This is a genomic window from Streptomyces sp. NPDC051018, assembly GCF_044456085.1.
Classification (GTDB): domain Bacteria; phylum Actinomycetota; class Actinomycetes; order Streptomycetales; family Streptomycetaceae; genus Streptomyces.
Map to the genome: position 1 here is coordinate 592,507 of NZ_JBITFN010000001.1, position 23,966 is coordinate 616,472.

General features: G+C 72.3%; 23 protein-coding genes and 1 riboswitch. Of the genes, 11 read left to right on the forward strand and 12 right to left on the reverse strand.

Going from position 1 to position 23,966, the window contains the following annotated elements; all coding sequences use genetic code 11:
- Positions 1-218 precede the first annotated feature (218 nt).
- Positions 219-467, forward strand: coding sequence for a bacterioferritin-associated ferredoxin (locus tag ACIBCM_RS02365; protein WP_399239229.1), 249 nt, complete (start codon positions 219-221; stop codon positions 465-467).
- A gap of 230 nt (positions 468-697) precedes the next feature.
- On the opposite strand, the gene bfr is transcribed toward ACIBCM_RS02365, so the two are convergent.
- The gene (gene bfr, locus ACIBCM_RS02370) at positions 698-1,177 is read right to left on the reverse strand and encodes a bacterioferritin (RefSeq protein WP_399239821.1); all 480 of its coding nucleotides are present in this window, start codon (positions 1,175-1,177) and stop codon (positions 698-700) included.
- Positions 1,178-1,337: 160 nt separating this feature from the next.
- Here bfr and ACIBCM_RS02375 point away from each other — a divergent pair, with 160 nt between their 5' ends.
- Positions 1,338-1,970 carry a sulfite oxidase-like oxidoreductase gene (locus tag ACIBCM_RS02375; protein ID WP_399239231.1) on the forward strand — a complete coding sequence of 211 codons (633 nt, stop codon included), beginning with the start codon at positions 1,338-1,340 and terminating at the stop codon, positions 1,968-1,970.
- A 112-nt stretch (positions 1,971-2,082) separates the two neighbouring features.
- On the opposite strand, the gene ACIBCM_RS02380 is transcribed toward ACIBCM_RS02375, so the two are convergent.
- The 6 genes from ACIBCM_RS02380 to thiO form a co-directional block, all read right to left on the reverse strand.
- Entirely contained in the window at positions 2,083-2,715 is a 633-nt protein-coding gene (locus tag ACIBCM_RS02380) for a DUF4396 domain-containing protein (protein WP_399239233.1), read from the reverse strand.
- 98 nt (positions 2,716-2,813) lie between these two features.
- Positions 2,814-3,665: a deoxyribonuclease IV gene (locus tag ACIBCM_RS02385; protein ID WP_399239235.1), complete on the reverse strand. Its 852-nt coding sequence runs from the start codon at positions 3,663-3,665 to the stop codon at positions 2,814-2,816.
- Between the two features lie 8 nt (positions 3,666-3,673).
- Positions 3,674-5,608 carry a Stk1 family PASTA domain-containing Ser/Thr kinase gene (gene pknB / locus ACIBCM_RS02390; RefSeq protein ID WP_399239237.1) on the reverse strand — a complete coding sequence of 645 codons (1,935 nt, stop codon included), beginning with the start codon at positions 5,606-5,608 and terminating at the stop codon, positions 3,674-3,676.
- An 841-nt stretch (positions 5,609-6,449) separates the two neighbouring features.
- Positions 6,450-7,244 (reverse strand): thiazole synthase, encoded by a 795-nt coding sequence (locus tag ACIBCM_RS02395; protein WP_399239239.1) that lies wholly within the window; start codon positions 7,242-7,244, stop codon positions 6,450-6,452.
- 8 nt (positions 7,245-7,252) lie between these two features.
- A complete protein-coding gene (thiS, locus tag ACIBCM_RS02400; protein WP_399239241.1) occupies positions 7,253-7,468 on the reverse strand; it encodes a sulfur carrier protein ThiS in 216 nt (71 codons plus the stop codon).
- A complete protein-coding gene (gene thiO / locus ACIBCM_RS02405; RefSeq protein WP_399239243.1) occupies positions 7,465-8,793 on the reverse strand; it encodes a glycine oxidase ThiO in 1,329 nt (442 codons plus the stop codon). The genes thiS and thiO overlap by 4 nt, the downstream gene beginning before the upstream one ends.
- A riboswitch (TPP riboswitch) is annotated at positions 8,791-8,903 on the reverse strand. It overlaps the preceding gene by 3 nt.
- Before the next feature lie 108 nt (positions 8,904-9,011).
- On the opposite strand from thiO, the gene ACIBCM_RS02410 reads away from it, so the two are divergent.
- The 6 genes from ACIBCM_RS02410 (at position 9,012) to ACIBCM_RS02435 (ending at position 14,374) form a co-directional block, all read left to right on the forward strand.
- Entirely contained in the window at positions 9,012-9,350 is a 339-nt protein-coding gene (locus ACIBCM_RS02410) for a hypothetical protein (protein ID WP_399239245.1), read from the forward strand.
- A gap of 219 nt (positions 9,351-9,569) precedes the next feature.
- The gene (locus ACIBCM_RS02415; protein ID WP_399239823.1) at positions 9,570-10,820 is read left to right on the forward strand and encodes an NAD(P)/FAD-dependent oxidoreductase; all 1,251 of its coding nucleotides are present in this window, start codon (positions 9,570-9,572) and stop codon (positions 10,818-10,820) included.
- A gap of 122 nt (positions 10,821-10,942) precedes the next feature.
- Positions 10,943-11,308: an Rv2175c family DNA-binding protein gene (locus ACIBCM_RS02420; protein WP_399239247.1), complete on the forward strand. Its 366-nt coding sequence runs from the start codon at positions 10,943-10,945 to the stop codon at positions 11,306-11,308.
- A gap of 102 nt (positions 11,309-11,410) precedes the next feature.
- The gene (gene thiE, locus ACIBCM_RS02425; RefSeq protein ID WP_399239249.1) at positions 11,411-12,061 is read left to right on the forward strand and encodes a thiamine phosphate synthase; all 651 of its coding nucleotides are present in this window, start codon (positions 11,411-11,413) and stop codon (positions 12,059-12,061) included.
- 504 nt (positions 12,062-12,565) lie between these two features.
- Positions 12,566-13,480 (forward strand): methylenetetrahydrofolate reductase [NAD(P)H], encoded by a 915-nt coding sequence (metF, locus tag ACIBCM_RS02430; RefSeq protein WP_399239251.1) that lies wholly within the window; start codon positions 12,566-12,568, stop codon positions 13,478-13,480.
- Between the two features lie 39 nt (positions 13,481-13,519).
- Positions 13,520-14,374: a hypothetical protein gene (locus ACIBCM_RS02435; RefSeq protein WP_399239253.1), complete on the forward strand. Its 855-nt coding sequence runs from the start codon at positions 13,520-13,522 to the stop codon at positions 14,372-14,374.
- 118 nt (positions 14,375-14,492) lie between these two features.
- Here the strand turns inward: ACIBCM_RS02435 and ACIBCM_RS02440 are convergent, their stop codons facing one another.
- The 5 genes from ACIBCM_RS02440 to ACIBCM_RS02460 form a co-directional block, all read right to left on the reverse strand.
- Positions 14,493-15,989, reverse strand: a complete 1,497-nt coding sequence (locus ACIBCM_RS02440; RefSeq protein WP_399239255.1) for a phytoene desaturase family protein — start codon at positions 15,987-15,989, stop codon at positions 14,493-14,495.
- 93 nt (positions 15,990-16,082) lie between these two features.
- Positions 16,083-16,706 (reverse strand): DUF4126 domain-containing protein, encoded by a 624-nt coding sequence (locus tag ACIBCM_RS02445; protein ID WP_399239257.1) that lies wholly within the window; start codon positions 16,704-16,706, stop codon positions 16,083-16,085.
- A gap of 744 nt (positions 16,707-17,450) precedes the next feature.
- Positions 17,451-18,059 carry a TetR/AcrR family transcriptional regulator gene (locus tag ACIBCM_RS02450; RefSeq protein ID WP_399239825.1) on the reverse strand — a complete coding sequence of 203 codons (609 nt, stop codon included), beginning with the start codon at positions 18,057-18,059 and terminating at the stop codon, positions 17,451-17,453.
- Between the two features lie 115 nt (positions 18,060-18,174).
- On the reverse strand, positions 18,175-20,262 hold the full coding sequence (locus ACIBCM_RS02455; RefSeq protein WP_399239259.1) for a YhgE/Pip family protein: 2,088 nt from the start codon (positions 20,260-20,262) through the stop codon (positions 18,175-18,177).
- The gene (locus ACIBCM_RS02460) at positions 20,234-21,244 is read right to left on the reverse strand and encodes an ATP-binding cassette domain-containing protein (protein ID WP_399239261.1); all 1,011 of its coding nucleotides are present in this window, start codon (positions 21,242-21,244) and stop codon (positions 20,234-20,236) included. The genes ACIBCM_RS02455 and ACIBCM_RS02460 overlap by 29 nt, the downstream gene beginning before the upstream one ends.
- A 153-nt stretch (positions 21,245-21,397) precedes the next feature.
- Here ACIBCM_RS02460 and ACIBCM_RS02465 point away from each other — a divergent pair, with 153 nt between their 5' ends.
- From ACIBCM_RS02465 to ACIBCM_RS02475, 3 genes are all read left to right on the forward strand, one after another.
- A complete protein-coding gene (locus tag ACIBCM_RS02465) occupies positions 21,398-21,970 on the forward strand; it encodes an SAV_6107 family HEPN domain-containing protein (RefSeq protein ID WP_399239263.1) in 573 nt (190 codons plus the stop codon).
- 372 nt (positions 21,971-22,342) lie between these two features.
- Complete coding sequence (locus tag ACIBCM_RS02470; RefSeq protein WP_399239265.1) at positions 22,343-23,125, forward strand: class I SAM-dependent methyltransferase; 783 nt, start codon at positions 22,343-22,345, stop codon at positions 23,123-23,125.
- A 256-nt stretch (positions 23,126-23,381) separates the two neighbouring features.
- Positions 23,382-23,789, forward strand: coding sequence for a DUF3040 domain-containing protein (locus ACIBCM_RS02475; RefSeq protein WP_399239267.1), 408 nt, complete (start codon positions 23,382-23,384; stop codon positions 23,787-23,789).
- Positions 23,790-23,966 lie beyond the last annotated feature (177 nt).

Here is a 23,966-nt window from a genome sequence, read left to right on the forward strand (position 1 = left end):
CCCGTTCTCACGCGCCGCTGGGCGGTGGTGGGTGGAGCCGGGGCCGCGCTTTGGCCCCGCACCCCGTTCGGGGCCCAGGTTGGGCCGGGGGGGGGGGGGGGGGGGCGCCCCCCCGCCCCCCCCCCCCCACTCTGCTTTTGACCCCTCGACGCGACGGGTAAGGTTAGGTTAGCCTCACCGATGTATGGGGAAGGCGCGACCCACGATCTCGTCGGGAGGTGAACCGCGTGTACGTCTGTTCGTGCTTCGGCATCACGGAGAAGCAGGTCAAGGAGCATGCGGCCGCCGGTGCCTGTACGCCCCGGCAGATCGCCTCCGCCAGCAAGGCGGGCACGGACTGCGGATCCTGTGTGCGCAGGATCCAGTCCATCCTGGGCCGGGGCGCCTGCCCCCGCCGTGAGCTGCTCGACCGGGGTGGTTCCCCGCTGGCGGCCGTCACGGACACCGCCCTCGACGAAGCCGCCTGATCCCGCCCGTTCCCGCCGCCCGGTCGATCGATCGCCGGGAGGGCGAGCACGGCCGTACGGGACGGGGTGTGCGGGCTCACGGCGTACGTCCTCGGGGTCATGGGTCCCGGAGCGTCCGGTTCGGGGCCGGGCGAGGAGCTGTGCTCAGGAATCGGGCCTGGGGGCCGGGCTGATGCTCAGGCTCAGCAGGAGCGTTTCCCCTGCGTTCTCCGCGTGTGCGACGGGGCTGATCAGCTCTCCGGCTGCTCGATCAGCTGTGCGATGTAGAGCGGCTCGCCGAGCTTCTCGATCAGCTCCAGCTGGGTGTCGAGGTAGTCGATGTGGTGCTCCTCGTCCGCCAGGATCGACTCGAAGATGTTCGCCGAGGTCACATCGCCCTTGGCGCGCATGACCTCGATCCCGCGCCGGAGCCGGTCGATCGCCTCCACCTCGACCTGGCGGTCCGCCTGGAACATCTCGGTGACGGTCTGCCCGATGCGTACATGGAACAGCCGCTGATAGTTCGGCAGGCCGTCGAGGAAGAGGATCCGGTCGGTCAGCACCTCCGCGTGCTTCATCTCGTCGAACGACTCGGACCGTGTGTACTTCGCGAGCTTCGTCCAGCCGAAGTTCTCCTGCATCTTCGCGTGCAGGAAGTACTGATTGATCGCCGTCAGCTCGGCGGTCAGCTGCTCGTTCAGAAACTCGATGACCTCGGGGTCGCCCTGCATCGCAGCGGCTCCTTCCACGGGTTTGACCTTGGGGGGCGGGTGCGCGCATCCTCGCACCGCAGCGGAGAGCCCGTCCAGTAAGTGCCTCCTTAGTAGGAGTTGCCCGAATCCGCCCAGACCTGGTCATGACCACCCCTCCCGGTCTGTCACCATGGAGGACATGGGTCAGCCGGAGAGCCGGGATTACCGCGCAGCAGAGGAGACCGAGCTTCCGCCGGGCCAGCGACTTCAGCGTGGCTGGCCGGTCACCCACTACGGGCCCGTACCCAAGTTCAAGCCGGACCGCTGGGAGTTCAGGGTCTTCGGCGCGACGGCCGACGGCGACAAGCGCTGCTGGAACCACGAGGAGTTCTCGGCGCTGCCCTTCTCCACGGTGGTCGCCGATCTGCACTGTGTGACGAAGTTCAGCATGCTGGGGGCCGAATGGGGTGGTGTGCCCGCCCGTACGATCGCGGAGCTCGCCCCGCCGGCCGCGGACGTCACCCATGTCATGGTGTGGGCCGAGTACGGTTTCAGCGCCAATATGCGGCTCGGCGACTTCACCGCCGAGCGCTCGATCTTCGCCACCCACAAGGACGGTGAACTGCTCACCGCCGAGCACGGCTTCCCGCTGCGTCTGGTGGTGCCGCATCTGTACGCCTGGAAGGGGCCCAAGTGGGTCCGGGGCGTCGAGTACATGACCGCCGATCGCCGCGGCTTCTGGGAGGAGCGCGGCTATCACAATCTCGGCGATCCCTGGCGGGAGCAGCGCTACTCGTACCAGGAGGAGCCGGGGGACGGTCCGGAGCTGTAGCGACCGCTTCCGGAACCGTCCACCCGGGTGCGCCGGTGGTGCCCGGGCCTGTTACGTCTGTCGGGGTGGTTGCCCCGGCGAGGGCGGGTGCCGGCGGTGGCGGCGGTGGCCGTCAGTGGAACTGGTGCATCACCGCGTGCCCCTTGCCCCGCCCGATCAGCCACTTGTTGACCGGTGTGGTGACCAGGAACGCGATCACGAAGGCGATGGCCAGCGCGTACCAGAACAGGCCGTCGGACAGTTCCGCGTGCATGGCCCCCGGCCAGAGCGCGAGAACGCTGTTGTCGGTGATCTCCATGACGGTGATGGAGAGGGTGTCCGCGGCGAGCGCGACCTTCACTGCGGCCTTGAAGCTCAGACCGGCCTTCAGGATCGTCGCCATCGTGAACGAGTAGCCGAAGATGAACGCCAGGAAGATCGCCAGGGCCATCGTCTGTGCGTTGCCCCAGCCCAGCGAGGTGCCGATGACCATGCCCAGGACCTCGCCGATGGCACACCCGATGAGGCAGTGGAGGGTGGCCTTGGCGGCCATGCCCCAGCTGACGGAGCCACCGGGGGCTCCATGCCCGGCGTGGGCGCCGTGTCCTTGGTGGCTGCTGTGGTCGGCGGGGGCGCTGAGGTGATCGGTGGGGGTGCCGAGGTCCGTTTGTCGCCCGCCGTGGCCGGTGTGTTCGCCGTGTTGACGGGCGGTGCCGTCCGCCTTCCGGCCCTGGGAGGAGTGGTGGGCGTGGGAGTCGTGCTGCATGAGTGTTCCCCAAACTCAGATCTGCGGTGGTGTCGACAGCACGTAACCCTATACCCCCCTGGGGTACTTTGAAACATATGTGGCTTCTGAGGCGGCCGCTACGCCCGGAACCCCTTCAGCCGGGCCACATCCGCCGTATGCCCTTCCCTGCCCCCGGGGGTCTCGATGATCAGCGGCACGCCCTCGGTGGCGGGATGGCGCATCAGCTCCCGGAACGCCTCCTCGCCGATACGGCCGGCCCCGATGTTCTCGTGGCGATCCTTGTGTGAGCCGACCATTTCCTTGGAATCATTGGCGTGGACGAGTCCGAGCCGCCCCTCGCCGACCGTCTTCACCAGAAGGTCGAGGGTCCGCTCCATCCCCCGCGGGGCCGCGAGATCGTGCCCGGCCGCGTGGACATGGCAGGTGTCCAGACAGATTCCCAGCCTGGGGTGGGCCTCCAGCGCCTCGACATACGGGCCGAAGTCCTCGATCCGGGAGCAGAGCGAAGAACCCTGGCCGGCCGTCCCCTCCAGCAGCAGCACCGGATCGTCGTCATGGGTCAGCTCGTCCAGCAGCGGCAGCACCAGCTCCCGTACCTGCGCGAGCGCCGTCTCACGCGAGCGGCCTCCGGTCGCCGAACCGGTGTGCACGACCACCCCCAGCGCGCCGATCGCCCGGCCCCGGCGCAGTGAGTGGCGCATCGACTCCACGGACCGCTGAGCCGTCGCCTCGGTGTGCGAGCCGAAGTTGATCAGATACGGGGCATGGACATAGGCGGACAGCCCGGCGTCGGCGCAGCCCGCTCGGAACGCCTCGTCCTGCGCCGGACTGCCCGCGGGGGTCGCCCAGCCCCGCGGATTGGCGACGAAGACCTGGACGGTCTCCGCCGCCAGCTCGCGCGCGTATCCGAGTCCGGTCGTGGCGAGACCGCCCGCAACGGGCACATGTCCGCCGACGGGGTTGCGCATGGGTGTGTCTACAGCCCCTTGATCGTGATCGTGACGGTGCCGCCCTCGGGGGCCCTGCCGTCCGCGGACGGGGACTGGCTCGCGACGGTGCTGCCGAGATACGGGAAGGTCTTCTCGACCTTGACCTCGAAGCCCGCCTCCTCCAGCGTCCGTTTGGCGTCGGCCTCGGAGTCGCCGGTGACATCCGGGACCGCGACCATGCGCGGGCCCTTGGAGACCGTCAGGGTGATCGTGTCCCCGGTGGCCAGCCGGGCGCCCTCCGGCGCGGACTGCCGCGCGACCGTGCCCGCCTCCTCGGGGGAGTTGACCTGCTCGGGAGCGATCTTGACTACGAAGCCCGCCCCCTCCAGCTCGGCGGTCGCCTCCTCCACCGCGTCGCCCCTGACGTCGGGGACCTCGACCGGCGCGCCCTTGCTGACGACGAGCGCGACCGCGGAGTCGGGGCTGCGCCCCGCCCCGGCCGCCGGGTCGGTGCCGATCACCAGGCCCTGGGGAACGTCCTCGCTGAACTCCCTGGTGACCACCCCCGGCGAGAGTCCCGCCTTGCGCAGCTTGTCCTCGGCCGTGGCGAGCGGATCGCCCTTCACCGCCGGTACCCGGACGATCTCCGGGCCGCGCGAGACGACGATCGTCACGGAGCCGTTGCCCCGGATGCGCTCATTGGTCGCCGGGTCGGTCCCGATGACCGTGCCGCGCTCGACCGTCTCACTGAACTCGCGCCGGACCTCCCTCACCTCCAGTCCCGCGCTCTCCAGCTGCCTGCGCGCGTCACCCTCGGACTTGCCGATGAGCGCTGGGACACGGGTGAACTGCCCGGAGTTGATGTACCAGACCCCGGCGCCGACACCGAACACCACGAGGACGGCCACCACGATCGCGACGATGCCACGGCGGGGCAGCCCCGGCCGTCCTCCGGGGCGCGGGGAGCCCGCCGGTGCGGCGGGCGGCATGGCCAGCCGCGCGGTGTGGCTGACACGCTGCTCCTCACGGGGAAGCACCCGGGGAATGACGTCCGTGCGCGCCTCGGCGTCCGCGGGACCCTCCGGCCCGCCGGACGCGCCGGTCACCGCCCGCGGAGGCACCAGATCCAGCTGGGCGTCCCCGAGGTCCGCGCGGGTCTCCCGGGTCTGCGCCAGCAGCGCCACGGCGTCGTGCGGACGGACGTCGGGATTGCGGGCGGTGGCGCTCGCGATCAGCTCGTCCAGCTCCACCGCGAGCCCCGGGACCAGCGCGGACGCCGCCGGAACCTCCTCGTTGAGATGCCGGTAGAGGACCTGGGCGGGGGTGTCGCCCGTATGCGGCTTGGTGCCCGTCAGCATCTCGTACAGAACCACTCCGCACGCGTACACATCGGCACGGGTGTCGGACGTGCCGGACTCGATCTGCTCGGGTGCCAGATACGAGACCGTGCCCAGCACGGTCCCCGTGGTGTTCGTGACCGAGCCGACCGAGCGCACCAGCCCGAAGTCGGCGACCTTGACCCGTCCGTCGTCCCCTATCAGGACATTCTCCGGCTTGACGTCCCGGTGGACGAACCCGGCCCGGTGCGCCGCCCCCAGCGCCGCCAGCACGGGCTCCAGGATGTCCAGCGCGGCCCTCGGCTGGAGCGCGCCACGCTCGCGCAGGACGTCCCGCAGGGTGCAGCCCGCCACATACTCCATCGCCAGATACACATACGCGCCCTCGGCGCCCTGGTCGAAGACGGCCACCACATTGGGGTGGGCCAGGCGCGCCACGGACTTGGCCTCGCGGATGAAGCGCTCGACGAACGAGACATCGGTGGCGAGCGCCGGATGCATCACCTTGAGCGCGAGCTCGCGGTCGAGCCGGGTGTCGACGGCCCGGTAGACCGTGGCCATCCCGCCGACGGCGATGCGCGCGTCGACGCGGTAGCGGCCGTCGAGCACCTGCCCGACAAGAGGGTCCTGGAGGGTCGTATCCACGAACTGATTCTACGAGTCACCACCGACACCCCCGCCGCGCCGGAGCGGGACCGGGGCAGTACTGAGTCCGACCTGTGACAGCCCGGCTTCCCTCCGTCCCGTACCCCCTGGCCTGCGAGCACGGGCCGGGCTGCCTTCTGCGGCGAACCGGTCCCCGCCGGTACGGCCGGACCGGCGGGGACGGTGTGCCCGGTGCCCCGGCGGTGGTCGGCTGTCGCGGGGTGGCCGTCCGGCCTCCGGGCCGTACGACGCCGGGTCGTCCCGGGCAGCTCGCACCGGCTGCCCGGGGCCGAGTCGTCCCGGCCTCTGGCATCCGGTTGCCGGGGGCTGTGCCGCCATGCCAGCCGTACCGTGCCGGGGCGGGGTCGTGGTTTCCGCGTCTCCGGCGTCCCTGTTGGCCGGGGGCGGGCTCTGTTCCGGTCGTACTGCGGTTTTTCAGCCTCTCCGGCGTTTGAGGAGCGGGGCCCGTGGCGGAGCCCCGGCAGGGGTCGCGCGGGGGTCCGGCCGGAGGAGGCGTAGGCCTGGGCAGCCCCGGCTCTTCGGCCCCCGGCCGACCCGGAGCCGGGTGCGTGTCGGCCTCAGCCCTGCTGCCGCAGGGGCGCCGCCGTGGACCGGGCCTTCCCGTGCGCCCGACACCCCGTCCCCCGGGGGGGCGGGCTGTTCCCGTCGTACCGTGGCGGGGCAGGGCCGTGATCTCAGCTTCTCCGGCGTTTGAGGAGCGGGGTTCCGGGGCGGAGCCCCGGCAAGGCCGCACGCGGCCCGGGCCCCGGAGCCGGAGGACCGAGGGGTACCGGGGAGCCCCGAGGGCACGGGGAGTCCCCGGACAGTGCGAGGGCGGGGCTCAGAACGCCGGGCGCTCCGGATCCAGCACCGCCAAGCCCGACGCAGGCGACGACGCCTCGGCGAAGTGCCGCCGCGGAATCCGCCCCGCCCGCCGCGCCAGCCGCCCCGCCTCCACCGCGTGCCGCATCGCCTCCGCCATCAGGACCGGCTCCTGGGCCCGTGTCACCGCGGAGGCCAGCATCACCGCCGCGCAGCCCAGCTCCATCGCCTGGGCCGCGTCGGACGCCGTGCCCGCGCCCGCGTCCAGGACGACCGGCACGCGCGCGTGCTCGACGATCAGCTGGAAGTTGTGCGGATTGCGGATACCGAGCCCCGAGCCGATCGGCGAACCCAGCGGCATGATCGCCGCACAGCCCACGTCCTCCAGCTTCCGCGCGAGCACCGGGTCGTCGTTGGTGTACGGCAGCACGGTGAAACCTTCGTCGACCAGGATCTCCGCCGCGTCCAGCAGCTCGACGGGATCGGGCAGCAGCGTCCGCTCGTCGGCCACGACCTCCAGCTTGATCCAGTCGGTGCCGAGGGCCTCACGGGCGAGCCGGGCCGTGAGGACGGCCTCCCCCGCCGTGAAACAGCCCGCGGTGTTGGGCAGGACGCGGATGCCGAGCTTCGTCAGTACGGAGAGCACGGAGCCCCGGACCGTCGGGTCGAGGCGGCGCATGGCGACCGTGGTGAGCTCGGTGCCGCTCGCGGCGAGCGCGCGCTCCAGGACATCGAGGCTGGGCGCGCCGCCCGTGCCCATGATCAGCCGGGAGGTGAAGGCGGTGTCGCCGATGGTGAGCCGGTCGTCTGCCATGGCGGTGCTCAGCCTCCCTGGACCGCGGTGAGGACTTCCACGCGGTCACCGTCGCCGAGCAGGGTGCCCGGCCACTGGCTGCGCGGTACGACGGCCTCGTTGACGGCGGCGGCGACACCGGACGGCGCGGTGGTGAGACCGGCGACGAGGGTGTCCAGCGTGGTTCCGGTGGCGAGTTCACGCCGCTCGCCGTTGACGGAGACAACCAGGGGAACGCTGTTCATACGGGCTGCTCCTGAGAGACGGGAGTGAAGCGATGGGGGGTGAAGGGATGGGCTTCCTCGGGGAGCGCGCCACAGGTGAGCGCCGTGGCCATCACATCGCCGGTCACGGGCGTGAGGAGTACGCCGTTGCGGTAGTGGCCGGTGGCCAGCAGCAGGCCGGGCAGAGAGGTCGGGCCGAGCAGGGGCGCGTTGTCCGGGGAGCCGGGACGCAGCCCCGCGCGGGTCTCGGTCAGCGGCAGTTCGGTGATGCCCGGCACCAGTTCATGGGCGTCGCGCAGCAGTTCATAGACCCCGCCGGCGGTGACGGTGGTGTCCCAGCCCAGTTCCTCGCTGGTGGCGCCGACGACGAGTTCGCCGTTCTCGCGCGGCACCAGATAGACGGCGCTGCCGCGCACCACGGCCCGTACGGTCCGGGAGAGGAAGGGGGCGTGCGCGGGGGGCACCGTGAGCCGCAGCACCTGCCCCTTCACGGGACGCACGGGCGGGAGGACGTCGTCCGGGACCCCGGCGAGCCGTCCGCTGAGGCTGCCGCCCGCGAGCACGACCTGGCCGGCGGACAGCTCCCGGCCGTCGGTGAGGGCGACTCCGGTGGCCCGGTCGCGTGCGACGAGGAGCCGGTCGGCCCAGCCCCGCCACAGTGTCACCCCGGCCCGCTCACAGGCCGTGACCAGTGCGGACGCGAGCCGCCGCGGGTCGACCTGATGGTCGCCGTCGACCCGCAGACCGCCGCGCACACCCGGTGCGAGCAGGGGTTCGAGCCGGCGGCACTCCCGGCCGGTCAGCCACTCCGACTCCAGGCCGGAGCGGCGCTGCAGCGCGTGGAGCTCGCGGAGGTGGGCCCGGTCGTCGGCGTCGAGCGCGACGGCCAGGGTGCCGCAGGCGCGATAGCCGATGTCCCGGCCGCTCTCCTCCTCAAGCTCTTCGGCGAAGGCGGGGTAGCGGCGCGCGGACTCCATATTGAGGGCCAGCAGCCTCTGCTCGCCGTAGTGGAGTTCGGTGACCGCCGCGAGCATCCCGGCGGCCACATGTGCGGCTCCGCCCCCGGGTTCGGGGTCGACGACGGTGACCTTCAGCCCGCGCTGCGCGGTCCGCCACGCGGTGGCCAGCCCGATGATTCCACCGCCGACGACCAGGACGTCCGGGACCCGGGACTCCCGGCCGGGTCCCGGCGAGGACCCGTGCGGGGCCGGTGCCGTGGGGGCGGTGCCCGAGGACCGTGCGGGGGGCGCGCCGCCCGGCGGTGGCGCCGGAGCGGGGACGCGCCGCCCCGCGGCGGCGGACGGCGACGTCCCGCGCGGCTCGTGCGGACCGAGGATGTGCGACATGGGCGGCGAGCCCCTCCCTTCGCCGGCATGACCCGGATCAGGTTCGTACGGTCGGAGGCCGTCCAGCCTCCCTCTCAGCCCGGTGCGTCCGGACTCCCGCGAGTGCTTTACGGTGGCCACCCTAACCCCAGCCCTCAACTCGCAGTAGACGTGGTGCCGGGCGGCCGGTCCTCGTCGCGCCGCCGCCCGGGAGGGCGCAACGCGAGGGAGCAGTCGCCATGGCAGGGTCGCTCGACGGACGTGTGCTCTTCCCGGTGGCGGATCAGGCGCCGGGCCAGGTGGGTACCCGCACCCGGTTCGCGTACCACGAGGAGGAGGGGCGGATCTGGGCCGAGTACGACGGCGGGGACGTGGTCCGGGGCCATCTGGTGGGCACCCGTGACGGCGACCGGCTCGATTTCCGCTATGTGCAGCTGAAGACGGACGGCACCACCTCGTCGGGGCACTGCGTCTCGACGGTCGTGGAACTGCCCGACGGGCGGGTGCGCCTTGAGGAGAGCTGGGAGTGGGAGTCACAGCCGGGGCGGGGGACGAGTGTCGTGGAGGAACGGCGGTAGCGCGGCCGGCTCGCCGGGGTGGCTCGTCCCGTGCGTCCCGGCCGTCACCGGGAGCGCCGGTGACCCTTGCGGTGGCTCCCCGCGGGGCTTCGCCGTGCCGTGGTGCGCGTCCGCGAGGCGCCCACCTTTTCTGACGGTCTGTCAGATGCGTAAGGTTGACGGGTGAGCGAGCAGCAGAAACAGCAGCAGACGCCCCGTGTGGTCGTCGTCGGAGCGGGCATGGCCGGTGTGCAGACCGCGGTCGCCCTGCGTGAACTCGGATTCACCGGCTCCGTCACCGTGATCGGCGCCGAACCCCATCAGCCGTACGACAGGCCCCCGCTCTCCAAGGCGATCCTCCTCGGCACGGCGGAGGGCTCGGCCTTCGAGGTCGACTTCGAGGAGCTGGCCATCGAGCTGCGCCTCGGCTGTGAGGTGACCGCGGTGCGCCCGGGCGCGTATGAGCTGGACACCGAGGCCGGGCCCGTCCCGTACGACGTCCTCGTCATCGCGTCCGGAGCGGAACCGATCAGTCTGCCCGGCACCGAGGCCGTTCCCGGAGTCCATCTGCTGCGCACCCTCGACGACGCCGAGCGGCTGCGGCCGCTCCTCGGCACACGGCACGACATCGTGGTGGTCGGCGCGGGCTGGATCGGGGCGGAGTTCGCGACGGCCGCCCGCGAGGCGGGGTGCTCGGTCACGGTCGTCGAGGCCGCGGACCGGCCGCTGGCGGGCGCCCTGCCCGCCGAGGTCACCGCCCCCATGGCCGGGTGGTACACGGAGTCCGGGACCGAACTGATCACCCACGCACGCGTGGCCGGTGTCGAGCCCGGGACGGTCGTTCTGGCGGACGGCAGACGGATCCCCGCGGGTGCCGTGGTCGTCGGCATCGGCGCCCGCCCCGCCACCGCCTGGCTCGCGGGCTCCGGGATCGAGACCGGCCCGGACGGCTCGATCACCGCGGACCGGTATCTGCGCACCTCGCGGCCCGATGTGTACGCCGTGGGGGACTGCGCCTCCTTCCCCTCAGCCCGCTACGGACGGCGGCTGCTCGTCCACCACTGGGACAACGCCCTCCAGGGGCCGCGCACCGTGGCCGCCAATGTCGTCGCCCGGGTCGCGGGCGAGGTCTCCGGGACGGGAAGCGGGACCGGAACCGGCGCCCGCCCGGCGGCCGGGACCTCCATCGGCGCACCGGGGGAGCCGCCGGCGGTCTACGACCCGGTGCCGTACTTCTGGTCGGAGCAGTTCGGACGGTTCGTGCAGTACGCGGGTGATCACACCGACGCCGATACGACCGTCTGGCGCGGCGATCCCGCCGACCCGGCGTGGACGGTGCTGTGGCTGCGCGAAGGGGCCCTGGTCGCGCTGCTCGCCGTCGGCCGGCCCAGGGATCTGGCCCAGGGCCGCAAGGTGATCCAGTCGGGCGGCCGGCTGGACCCACAGCGCGCCGCCGACCCCTCGGTCCCTCTGAAGGCCGCGTCCCTCTGAGCCGTCCGGGACCCGGGAAACCGGCTCTGACCAGCGTCGGTGCCCGGATCCCGGTCCGGTTGGCCGCAGCCGGCCGGGGGCTCCCGCTACCCACTGTCAGTCCCAGATGGCAGGCTTGTCCCGTGACCGAGATTGACGCAAAGATCGATGCTCTCGTCCCCGCATGGCTCACGCTGCCCGACATCGCCGAAAAGCTCGATGTCCAGGTGACGCGCGTCCGGCAGCTGGTCAAGGAGGGGCAGCTGATCGCGGTGCGCCGTGGTGAGAACCGCGTGCTCATGGTTCCCGCCGCCTTCATCGGCGGCGAGAAGGTCGTCAAGGGCCTCTCCGGCACCCTGACGCTCCTGAAGGACGACGGCTTCACCGACGCAGAGATGCTGGAGTGGCTGTTCACCCCGGACCCGACCCTGCCCGGCACCCCCGCACAGGCGCTCAGCGAGAATCGCGGCACGGAGGTGAAGCGCCGGGCCCAGGCGCTCGCCGTCTGACGCCGGGGCCGCGACCAACAGAAGACACACCAGCGGTGTGCGGGCGCGCCGCGCCCCCGCGGATCCGCCAGCACACCGCCGACCCACCGGGGGGAATCCGTCATGTCCACGGTTCGTGAGCAGCTGTCCGACGCCCGTCTCTACCTCTGCACCGACGCGCGCGGAGAGCGGGGCGATCTCGCGGAGTTCCTGGACGCGGTCCTCGGCTCCGGCGTCGACATCGTGCAACTGCGCGACAAGGGCATGGAGGCGGCCGAGGAGCTGGACCATCTGCGGATCGTCGCCGACGCCTGCCGTCGGCACGGCAAACTGCTCGCGGTGAACGACCGGGCGGACGTCGCCCACGCCATCGGTTCCGATGCGCTGCACCTGGGGCAGGGCGACCTTCCCGTGCCCGCCGCCCGGGCGATCCTCGGCGGCGGTGTCCTCATCGGCCGCTCCACCCACAGCGAGGCGGAGGCCGCGGCCGCGGCGGCCGAGCCCGGCGTCGACTACTTCTGCACCGGACCCTGCTGGCCCACCCCCACCAAGCCCGGACGGCACGCCCCCGGGCTGGAGCTCGTCCGTGCCACCGCCGCTCTCGGGACCGACCGCCCCTGGTTCGCCATCGGCGGGATCGACGCGGACAATCTCGACGAGGTCCTGGACGCGGGAGCCCGCCGGATCGTCGTCGTACGGGCCATCACGGAAGCCGCCGATCCCGCCGCCGCGGCGGCCCGTCTCAGCAAGCGGATCCGGGCCCGCTCCGACTGACGGGCCCCGCGTTGTCACACGGGCCCGCCCCGCCGTGCGGGCGCCCGCACGGGCCATGCGTACCGGGCCCGTACGCCCGGCACCTGAGGTGGTCCCACCCTGGCCCTCCGGCCGGGGGCGGGGCATGGCCGGCCTTCAGGTGGAGTACGCCGGTGGCGCCCGGGAGTGCCCCCGCGCGCCGGCTCCCGGCCCCGGGTGCGTGAAGAACACCCGTCCCCGGGGCCACTGGAGTCCCCCGCGCGCCGGCCCGCGTCCCGGGCCCGGCGGGGAGGCGACCGCACCCGGAAGCGCCCCGGGAGGCGCTCCCGCCCTCCGTCCGGCCGCCTGCCGGTACCCGGGCCTTCGGCGCGGAAACGGAGCGGCATCGGAGCGGAAGAGGGCTCCGCCCACCCCGCTCCCATCAGGTCGGACCCCCCAGCACGGACCCACTCGAACAGGTCACCACCGCTGTCCGATGGGTGGACTGCGGTTGGGAGACCCTTCGACCCTGGATAGCCTGCGACTATGGCCCTCGGAACACCTTCCATCCGGACGGATCGCGCACGGACGGTGCGCGAATTGCTCGCCACCGGCAAGACGTCCTACTCCTTCGAGTTCTGGGCGCCGAAGACGGAGAAGGGCGAGCGCAACCTCTGGAACGCGCTGCGCAGGATCGAGGCCGTGGCCCCGAGTTTCGTCTCCGTGACCTATGGCGCCGGCGGCTCCACCCGCGCCGGCACGGTCAAGGCCACCGAGAGGATCGCCGCCGACACCACCCTCACCCCCGTCGCCCACCTCACCGCCGTGAACCACTCCGTCGCCGAGCTGCGCAATATGATCGGCCAGTACGCGGACGCCGGGATCCGTAACATCCTCGCCGTCCGGGGCGACCCGCCCGGCGACCCCATGGCCGAGTGGGTCAAGCACCCCGAGGGCGTACGGTACGCGGCGGAGCTGGTCCGGCTGATCAAGGAATCCGGGGACTTCTGCGTCGGTGTCGCGGCCTTCCCCGCGATGCACCCCCGCTCCCAGGACTGGGACACCGACATCCGTCACTTTGTCGACAAGTGCCGGGCCGGAGCGGATTACGCGATCACCCAGATGTTCTTCAAGCCCGAGGACTATCTGCGGCTGCGGGACCGGGTGGCCGCAGCGGGCTGTGAAACCCCGATCATTCCCGAGGTCATGCCGATCACCAGCGTCCGCCAGCTCGAACGGCTCGCCCAGCTGAGCAACGCCGCTGTCCCGTCGCAGCTGAAAGACAGGATCCTCGCCGTCAAGGACGACGCGGCCGCTGTACGCTCCTTGGGTATCGAGTTCGCAACGGAGTTCTGCGCGGAGTTGCTATCGGAGGGTGTTCCGGGTCTCCACTTCATCACCCTCAACTCCACCGCGACGCTTGAGATCTACGAGAATCTCGGACTGCACAAACAGTCCTGATCGGCCGTATCCGACGGCGGCCGAGGGAGAGGGGCGGGCATGGGGCTTACGGTCCTCTATATCGCGTTCGGCATCGTCGCTCTGTGGCTGCTCGGTGAGGTGCTGCTTCAGTACAAGGCGCGGCTGCGCTGGCGCCTGCTCGCCTTCGGCGGCTTTCTCACCGTGGTCCTCGGGGTGCTGATGGCCTCCAGAGCGGTGATCGGGCTCGGAGTGCTGGTCTTCGCGGTCGGCCAGACCTATGTGACGCTCTCCTTCCGCAAGGGGTTCTCCACCGGCTGGGCGATCGGCGGCCGTCCTGGTGCCAGCCGGCGCCGCAGGGCGGGTTCCGCGAGGGAGTCGACCGTCGCCTCGCTGGAGGTCTCCGGCCTGGAGGAGAGCACTTCCGAGCAGGTCGCGGCCGATCTCTCCGGCACCCCGGCCGGACCGGAGACCGGCGAGCGGCCCGTGTACGAACCGGAGCCGATGCCGGACGACACCGGACAGTACGGCGTCTACAGCGATACGGGCTTCGCCACGGGGCAGCAGGGGCCGGGGCCCGAGCAGGAGCAGGGCGGTCCGGACTACGGCGCGTTCGATCCGTACTACGTCCCCCCGCCGGGCGCTGAGGACCCGGGTGAGCAGTACGACTACGGGCAGGGCCAGGGGCAGTACGCCGCGTACTCCGACCCCTATGTGGGCGGTCAGCAGTACAGCGCCTACGAGGGCTACGACAGCTTCGGCAACCCGCAGCAGTACGCCCAGGACCCGTACTACGGGCAGCAGCAGTACCCGGAGACACCCCCGGGCGGGGTGTGGGTGCCCCAGCAGCGCGATCCCGAGCCGGGCGCGCCGCAGGACCCTTCTCCGTACGACTATGAGCCGGGCCCCAACGAGCAGCAGGAATTCCGCTACTGACGGTTCCACCGGGCCCTTCAGCGGCCCCGCCCCGCCCGGTTCACACCGGGCAGCGAGTCTTCCTTCTTGTCCAGGGGGCCCGAGCCGGATGAACGCGGCCGGGTAGTGCGCCCGTCTCTCACTGCGAGCCGCGGAAGCCCGCTCCCTCCACGATCAGCCCGGCCACCAGCGCTCCGGACATCCCCGCGTGGGCCAGCCCTCCGCCCGGATGCGACCGGCCGCCCACGAGATACAGCCCCGGCAGGCGGGTGCTGTTCGACGGATGGAGCCAGCGGCCGTCCGGCCCGGCCAGAGCCGGTGCGGACAGGGACCCCGTCTCGGCCGGTGTCAGGGTCTCGTGCCACACCAGCCGGTCCCGTATCGTCTCGGTCGCCCCCAGGGCCCCGCCGGCCGTGTCGATCAGAAGTTCCGTGTACCGGCGGCGCAGGGCCTCATCGGTCCAGTCGACCCGGCCGCCGTGCCCGGCGACCGTCGCCGCCAGGGTGACGGCCTCGTGTCCACCGTCCGGCCGGGTGCGCGGATCACGGGGGCGCAGCACGGTGACCGTGGGCCGGTCGGCCACCGCGCCGCCGAAGACGGCCGCCGCCTCCGCCAGGGTGTCGGGGGAGTGCACCACGCTCCGGTGGGCGGTATCCGCCTCCCCGGTCCCGCGCAGTGCCAGCAGCACGGTGAACCTGCCCGGCAGCGGCTCACCGCCGGCCCCCGCGCGCGGTCGTACGTCTTCCTCCCGCCAGAGGTCCTGCCCGGTCAGCGGTGCCGCGTCCATGCCGGCCACCACATGGTCGGCCTCGACGACGGCGCCCCCCGACAGCTCGACTCCGGCGGCCCGGCCGTCCTTCTCGACGACCGCGGTCACCTCGCAGCCGAAGGCGAACACCACCCTGCGGGCCAGGCACCTCTCGTACACCGCCCGGGCGAGCTCCCGCAGCCCGCCCTCGACGTACCAGCTTCCGAAGGTCTGCTCCATGTACGGCAGCAGCGCGGCTCCGGCGGGGGAGTGCCGCGGGTCCAGCCCGTACCCCAGCACACAGATCTCGAAGAGCGCCGCGAGCCGGGTGTCGGACAGCTCCCAGGCGCCGACCTCGGCGACGGTGGACGCCGTCCTCGTACGGAGCAGCGCGCGCCGGCGGGGGGCGGGGTACGGGTCGCGCTCCAGCACCCGCCAGTCGGACCACAGGGGCTCCTCCAGCAGCGGCCGGCGGGACCGGTCCCAGGCGTCCCCGGCCCGGCCCAGGAACGCGCCCCACCGCTCGCCCGCCCCGGCGCCCAGCGCGGACTCCAGGGCGGAGACGATCCCCGCCCGCGACGCGTTCGGCAGGGTGACCTCGGTGCCGTCGGCGAAGACATGGCGGCTCGCCGGGTCGACCTGGACGAGGCCGACGCACTTCTCCAGCGGCTCCTTGCCGGTCTTCAGGAACAGATCGCGCCAGACTGCGGGCAGATGCAGCAGCGCGGGGCCCGTGTCGAAGGCGAAGCCGTCGCGCTCGAAGACGCCCACCGAGCCCCCGTAGGTCTCCGAGCGCTCGTACACCGTCACCCGGTGGCCCGCCACGGCCAGCCGGGCGGCAGCCGCCATGGCGCCCATCCCGGCGCCGATCACCGCAATCCTTGCCATGCCGGGGACTCTACCGACCACCACTGACAGTCCCGCCGGGCAGCCCACAGAGACACCCTGCCCGTGTGCGCCCGGACCGTAGGCCGACCCGGCCTACCGGCCGCGTGGACCCCAGCCGGTGCCGAGGTGCGCCAGGCGCTTCTCCTGGCGCCGTCTGGCCCTGCGCCGCCAGAATCTGCGGATCCGCGAGAGCAGGAAGAGCACGGTCACGATGCCGAGCAGCAGCAGTGTTCCGGCGATGACCGCCGCCGCCACGGGATTGAAGATCGCGAAGGTGACGATCCCGGCGACGCCCAAGTCCTCCGCGAGGCTCACGGCGATATTGCTGGCGGGCTCCGGAGAGGTGTTGACCGCCATCCGCGTCCCGGCTTTCACCAGATGACTCATCAGGGCGGTCGTACCGCCCACCGCACCGGCCGCGATCTCCGGCAGCGAGCCGCTCTGGCCCGCCAGGAGCGCGGCCACGACGGCACCCGTCAGCGGACGGATCACGGTGTGCGCCGAGTCCCACACCGAGTCGAAGTAGGGGATCTTGTCCGCCACCGCCTCGCACAGGAAGAGCACCGCGGCGGCGATCAGGACATCGGTGCGCTGAAGGGCCGGGGGCACCTCGTCGGTGAGACCGGTGGCCCCGAAGACACCCAACAGCAGGACCACCGCGTACGCGTTGATCCCGCTGGCCCAGCCGCTGGTGAAGACGAGAGGGAGTACAGACACGGACGTGATGGTAACGAGCCGCCGGGCCGGGCGGGATGGGGAACAGCGCGTTCCGTTGATGGGGACGGGCACGCACAACTGAGTACGCGTACCTAAGGAATGAGATGAGTAGCCGCGCGGATGGGCTCCCACCGGCGCGGACGGAAGAGTGGAGACCACGGAGGGGGACGCGGCGCCGGTACCGCCGGCACGGGGCGGCGGAACGGCGCGGTCCCCCGACGAACGGGGATGCAGGACGGGGGACCGCGCAAGAGGGTCCCCCGGACCACGGGGGAACACACGGGGGAGAACGGGGACACGGGGGACGCCGGTCCGGCGGGGCTCGGGACAACGAGCCCCGGCCGGGCCGGCTTCGTTCCGTCGTCCGGGCCCGCCTCGCCCGGCGCGCACCGGGAACGCCCGGCGGATCGGGTACGGTCCCGGCGGATCGGGTACGGTCGGGGCCGCGGACGCCACCCATGCCTTTCGGCTCTTTCGGCCGGTTGCTGCCGGGACGAGCAACCCGGGACCGCGGAGAACGCGGTGCCAGGCCGAGCGCCCGGTCACCGGAGACACCCCGGCCCGGCGGGGACAACCCCGGTCCGGCGCGCGGACATCCCGGTCCGGCGCGCGGACATCCCGGTCCGGCGCGCGGACATCCCGGTCCGGCGCGGCCCCTGCCCCGGCGACGACACCGTGACTCCGGCCGCGATACCCCGGTGATACCCGGGCCCGACGGGAAACCCAGCTCGGGCCGAGGACCCCTCAGCGTCCGCTCACCCGGCCGTGCAGCAGCCGTGAGAGCGCCGCGTGGACATCGTCCAGCGAGCGTTCCCGCTGGAACGACTGCCAGTCCAGCGCGGCCACCAGCACCATTCCGACCAGCGCCGCGGCGGTGAGCGGAATGTCGATCTCCGCACTCAGCTCATCACCCTCGACGGCGTCCCGCAGCACCGTCTCGACCACCGCCACCGCCTGCTGCCGTACCACCAGAAGGGTCGACTGCCAGGCCCGGTTGGTGCGCCACAGCTCGGCGACGTACAGCTGGGTGAAGGCCGGATAGCGGTCGATGAAGACCAGCCCGGCCCTGATCATCGCGTCCAGCGCCTCGACCTTGGTGCCGCCCCGCTCCGCCGTCTCGTCGGCGGCGGACTGGAGCGAGGTGGTCAGCAGGCCGACGCCGAACCGCAGAAGTTCCTCGAACAGCTCGGTCTTGCTCTTGAAGTTGTAGTAGACCGTGCCCTTGGCCACCCCGGCGCGCTCGGCGATCTCGTCCACGGTCGTGGCGGAGAAGCCCTGCTCGGCGATGAGCGTCACCGCCGCCTCGTAGAGCTTCGCCCGAGTCGCCCGGCGTCGGGTGCTGGTGCTGTCCATGGCATCCATGGAGTCGATTCTCACAGGTCCCGCGGGGTCCGCAGACCGGGTTCCCACCGGTCTCATCTGCCCCTTCGTCCACATCGGCGCGTATCCGAGGCTCGGCCCCGGGCGCCTACGGACTCAGCTCCGGGTGCAGCCGGTCCAGCGTCCACACCTGCTTGCGCCGCGCGGACAGGGCGGTGAGCGCGAGAGCGCCCGCGGTGAAGGCGAGCAGGACCGCGCTCGCCTGCCACACCGGGCCGAGCCCGCCTCCCGTGATGAGTCTCCGCAGCGCCTCGACGACGTAACTCATCGGGAGGAAGGGGTGGATCGCGTTGAAGAACCCGGGGCTGGTCTGTACGGGGTAGGTGCCGCCCGCGGAGGTCAGCTGGAGCATCAGCACGGCCAGGACCAGGATGCGTCCGGCCGCCCCGAATCGGGCGTTCAGCCACTGGATGATCGCGGCGAAGGCGCAGACGACGAGCGCGAGGAAGCCGAGTGCCGCCGCCGTGTGCGCCATCCTGAGCCCGAGTGACCAGTGGAGTACGGACATCAGCGCGGCCACCTGCGCCAGCCCGATCACGACCACCGGCAGCCAGCCCGCCAGCGCGATCCGCCAGGCGGAGCCGCCGGTGGCGAGCGCCCGCCTGTTGAGGGGCTGGATGATCATGTAGGCGACCATCGAGCCGACCCAGAGGGAGAGGGGGATGAAGTAGGGCGCGAAACCGGTGCCGTAGTTGGGCGCCCGGTGCAGGGACTGCCCGGCGAGCTTCACCGGATCGGCCATCACCTCCGTACGGCGGTCGCGTTCCGTATCGTCGTAGTCGGGGATCTCGGTGACGCCCTGGTGGAGTCCGCCCGCCAGCTCGGCCGAACCACCGGTGAGTTCGAACAGGCCGCCGTCGAGGTTCCCGGCGCCCTTCTTGAGCCTGCCGACCCCGCTGTCCAGTTCGCTGGAGCCGGAGGTGGCGCTGATCAGCCCGGTGTTCAGGGAGTCCGCTCCCTCGGCGACCTTCTGCGCGCCCGCGTTGAGTGCGTTGACCCTGGTGACGGCGGACTTCAGGTCCTCGTCCAGGCGCGGGGAGCGCTCGGCCAGGTCCAGCGCGTTCTTCCGGAGGTCGGCGAGCCGGCCGTCCAGCTTCTTCAGATCGCCGCTGTCGTCCTTGACCAGGGTGTCGACGTCATCGGCGATCCGGGCGACATCGGCCGCCGTGACCATGGCGCGCTTCAGGGCGGGGCAGACCTCGGGGTCGGCCGTCGCCGTGTCCGCGCAGCGCGTCTCGTGGACCGAGCGCAGTTCCTCCGCCGACGTACGGGCGAGCGCCGATGTGCCGGGGGCCGCCTTCACCAGGGCGTCCAGGTCGGTGCGTACGGCCTGGGCGGAATCGGCGACCAGCCGGGCGGTGTTGCCGATCGACGTGCCGTTGTCCCGGAGATACGGGCGGACGTCGTCGGCGATTCCGTTGACCTTGCCCGCGAGACTCCGGGTGCCGGCCGCGATCTGCCGGGAACCCGTTTCGAGATCGCTCGCGCCCTTCTTGAGCTTCGTCAGGCCGCCGGCCAGCCTGCCGCTGCTGTCCTTGGCGTTCGTGAGGCCGTCCGCGAGATCCCTGGAGCCCTTCTTCGCCTTCCCGATACCGCTCTTCAGCTCGTCGGCCCCCTTCGCGGCCTCGGCGGTCGCGTCATGGATATCCGAGAAGGAGAGGTAGATCCGGTCCAGGAAGGAGCGGGACGCCTTGGTCGACGCGGCGGTGCGGACCTCGGAGAACACGGTCGCCGAGATCTGTCCGACGATGTAGTTGTTGGCGTCGTTCGTACGCACCTGGAGCGCTCCGGTCTCGGGCGAGTCGCCCGCGCTCGACGCGATCCGCCTGCTGAAGTCCTCCGGCACGGTCAGCGACAGGTAGTACGTGCCGTCCTCGACGCCCCTGAGGGCCTCGGCCGCGCTCACCTCGTGCCAGGAGAACACCTCGCTCTCGCGCAGACCGCCGGCGATCTCGTCACCGGCCGTGAGCTTCTCGCCGTCGGCGGTGGCGCCCTCGTCCTCGTTGACGAGGGCGACGGGGACCCGGTCGAGCTGTCCCTGGGGATCCCAGAAGGACCACAGATACAGCGCGCCGTACAGCAGCGGCAGCAGGACGATCGCCACCAGCGCGGCGCGGGGGAGTCGCCCCCTGCCGAACCTCCTCAGCTCAAGCGCGGCCAGTCGCGGTGAACGCATCGGAGGCCCCCTTCCCGTCCGCGCCGTGCCGGGCCCCGGCGGCTCCGGGCGCGGCCGTGCTGTCTCCGTCCGCTGCGGGCGCGGTCGCTGTGTGCCCGGTCGCTTCGTTCCCCGTCGTGGTGCCGTGGGCCGTGGTGCCGCGGTTCGGCGCGCCGCCGGGCCGGGCGCCGCCGGCCGTGTCCTCAAGGTCCGGGTCCGGGTCGTCCGGGCCCGGGTCGTCCGGGTTCGCGCGGTCCGTGTCGGGTGAGCCCGTGGTTGTGTCGTGGTCGCGGTTCCCGGGGGCCGTGTCACCGCCGGTGCGCACCACGGCCGTGCCTTCCGGGGCCTGGCTGCATACCGCGAGCACCGTCGTACCGGATCCGGCGACGGTGCTCAGGAGCGCCCAGGCTTCGGCCCGTTCGGCGGCGGAGAGCTTCAGATCGGTGTCGTCGACGGCGAGCAGCCGGGGCCGGCCGACGAGCGCGAGGGCGACGGACAGCCGCAGTGCCTCCAGCCGCTCCAGGTCGCGTACGGGCGTACGCCCCTCCTTCACGAGCTCCGCGAGATCCAGTCCGGCCGTCTCCAGCGCCCCGTCGATCCGTCGACGTGCGTCGGCCGCCCGGTCGGCGCGCGGGCGCAGCAGGGCCCGCAGCGAGCCGTCGAAACGGCGCCGCAGCAGGGCGCGTTCCCGCAGATGCTCGGTCACGGTCAGCGCCGGGTCGAGCTCGTTCACTCCCGGTACGTGTCCCAGCGCGCTGATCCCGCGTACGGCGGCCATCCTGCGCGGTAGCGCCAGTCCGCCGACCTCGGCACGGCCCTCGGCGGGGCGCATTCTGCCGGTGAGCGCCAGCAGCAGACAGGTCCGTCCGGTGCCCGACGGGCCCTCGACGGCGATGAGCGAGCCCGGCCCGGCGTCGATGTCCACCGACCGGAAGGCCCAGCCGCGGGGCCCCCTGAGGCCGAAGCCCTCGGCGACAACGGCCGCCCCCTGTGGGCTGTCCACACACCCTCCCCTTTTGAACTGACCAGTCAGTGCAAAAACTAGTGTGAGCGGTACTCGATGGCAAAACAGCAGGTCAGAGCCGATTGTCAGTGGGGGCCCTCACGATGGACACATACGGCCACAGTGCCGTCACACGACGACAGGAGGTTCGTCATGGCCAGCTACCACGCGGCAGCCGCGCACCGGCGCCGTGCCACCGGCCCTGTCCCCTCACTGACCGGGCCGGCGAGCGATGTGCACCCCGTGCTGCGGCGTGCCTCGGCACCGCCCGCCGCCCTCGATCTGCTCGCCCAGGCCCGCTCGGGACTGGACGAGGCCGCGACGCTCGAAACGCCGAACGAGCGGTACGCCACAGCGCATCTGGCCGCCCTGCGCACGGCAGCCGCGGTGCTCGCCGCACGGGGCTATCCCGACAGCGCCCCGGCCCCCGCCGGCCGGGGCACCGCGCCCCGGCGCGGCCGGCGGGCGGGGATACGGAGCGCCTGGGAACTGCTGCCCGAGTCGGCGCCCGAACTGTCCGAGTGGAGCGCCCATTTCGCCGCGGGCGCCCGGCGCAGGGCCCGTGCGGAGGCGGGAATACAGGGTGCGGCCAGCAGCCGCGACGCCGAGGACCTGCTCCGGGACGCGGGGATGTTCCTGCGTCTGGTGGAGCGGATGCTGGTGCTTCAGCCGGTGCTGCCGCAGCCCAGGGCGGAGCAGCCGGAGCCGGGGGGTGCCGCCGGGTGACCCGCCGGTCCACGGCGGACGACGGCCCCGCTCGACGGGAGGAGACGGGGCGCCACCCGGGCGCGGGGGCCGGGGAGTTCGGGGCGCGGAGCCGTACGGGAAGCTCCCGCGTGCGCCGTCGGCACCCGCCGTGCTCCTCTGCGCGGCGGCTCCCGGGCGAGCTGCGGAGGCCCGGTCGGGGGCGGCCCCGGACCGTCTGCGCCGGGGCCCGCCGGGACGCGGGCGCACCGGAGGGAGGCAATAAGGTGGGAGTTGTTCTCAGCCCGACAAGAGTCCATCGACCCCGGCCGTCCGCGGCCGGCGGTCACCGCACATCACCCGTCCCGCCCGCGCCCGCGGCCGGAGGCGGCACTGTCCGAGGAGTCAACTGCCGTGCCGGACCCGTCCCCCCGTGGGGAGACCACACCGCGCCCGCCCCGCACCTCCCTCCGTACCTCCGTGGTCTGGGAGGTCCTCAAGGACGCCCTCGACCGCCGCGTCAAAGCCACCGGGGCGGAGACCCTGGACGTCCTCGACACGGGTGGCGGCAGCGGCTCCTTCGCGGTCCCCGTCGCCCAGCTGGGCCACCGCGTCACCGTGGTCGACCCCAGTCCGAACGCGCTCTTCGCGCTGGAGCGCCGGGCGGCCGAGGCATCGGTGGCCGACCGGGTGCGGGGCGTGCAGGGCGATGTCCACGGCCTCTTCGACGTCGTCGGGCGCGGCGGCCACGACGTGGTGCTCTGCCACGGTGTCCTCGAGTACGTGGACGACCCCGCCGAGGGTGTGCGCAACGCGGTGGCCGCGCTCCGGCCCGCCGGTGCCCTCAGCCTGCTGGCCGCCGGGCTCGGCGGTGCCGTGCTCGCCAGGGCGCTCGCGGGTCACTTCACCGAGGCCCGCCAGGCGTTGACCGACCCCGCGGGCCGCTGGGGCGAGGCCGACCCCGTGCCCCGGCGTTTCACCGCCGAGCAGCTCACCGAACTGGCCGGGGACGCCGGTGTCGACGTCGGCGCGGTGCACGGTGTACGGATCTTCGCGGACCTCGTTCCGGGCGCCCTCGTCGACACCGAGCCGGGCGCTCTGGAGGCCCTCCTCAAACTGGAGGCCGCCGCGGCGGAACTGCCCGCATTCCACTCCGTGGCCACGCAACTGCACGTACTGGGAGAGAAGCGCGCCTGATCAGCGGCGCAGCGGCAGATGGAGTACGCCACAGAACCCCCGATCGTGGCGGCCGCCCCGTATGATCGAGGGACATCATCCGGCATGACGGATCGGATGTTGGGGAATCTACGCCTCAGCAGCCAAGCCGCCGTGGCGGCCCAAACTGGCGATTTGACGTATTGGCGTAGAGGGCGGGTTTCACGGGGGCGATTCCCTGCCTATCCTGAAAGGGCCGCAAACGGTCGCCCCCGCGGCCGACGACTAGGAGGACTCCGTGCCGCTCTCGGAGCACGAGCAGCGAATGCTCGAGCAGATGGAGCGAGCGCTGTACGCCGAAGATCCCAAATTCGCGACAGCGCTTGAGGGAAGCGGGCTGCGTACGTACACCCGGCGACGGGTCTACCAAGCGGTTGCAGGCTTCCTGGTGGGTATCGCGCTCCTCATGGCCGGAATGGTCGCACAGCAGATCTGGATCAGTGTGGTGGGGTTCCTCGTCATGCTGGGCTGTGCGGTCCTGGCGGTCACCGGATGGCGCAAGGCGCCGAAGCCGGGCGAGCAGCAGACCCTGGGGGACGCGGCGGGAACCGCTCGCCGTCAGCCCCGTCAATCCCGTCAGCGCAAGTCGATGATGAACCGGATCGAGGAGCGGTGGCAGCGCCGCCGCGACGAGCAGGGCCACTGAAGCACCGCCGCCCCTGAGGGCCGTTCCGCCCTCAAGCACGCCCCGCGTGTGCGGCGTGTGCATGGCCCGAGGCCGGGTGTGCCCAGGCATCGGTCATGCTGCTGCTCCTGAAGCTTTTGGGTTGTCCTCAAGCGCCGGACAGGCTGAATCAGCCGGTCCGGCGCTTTGCCGTCGCCG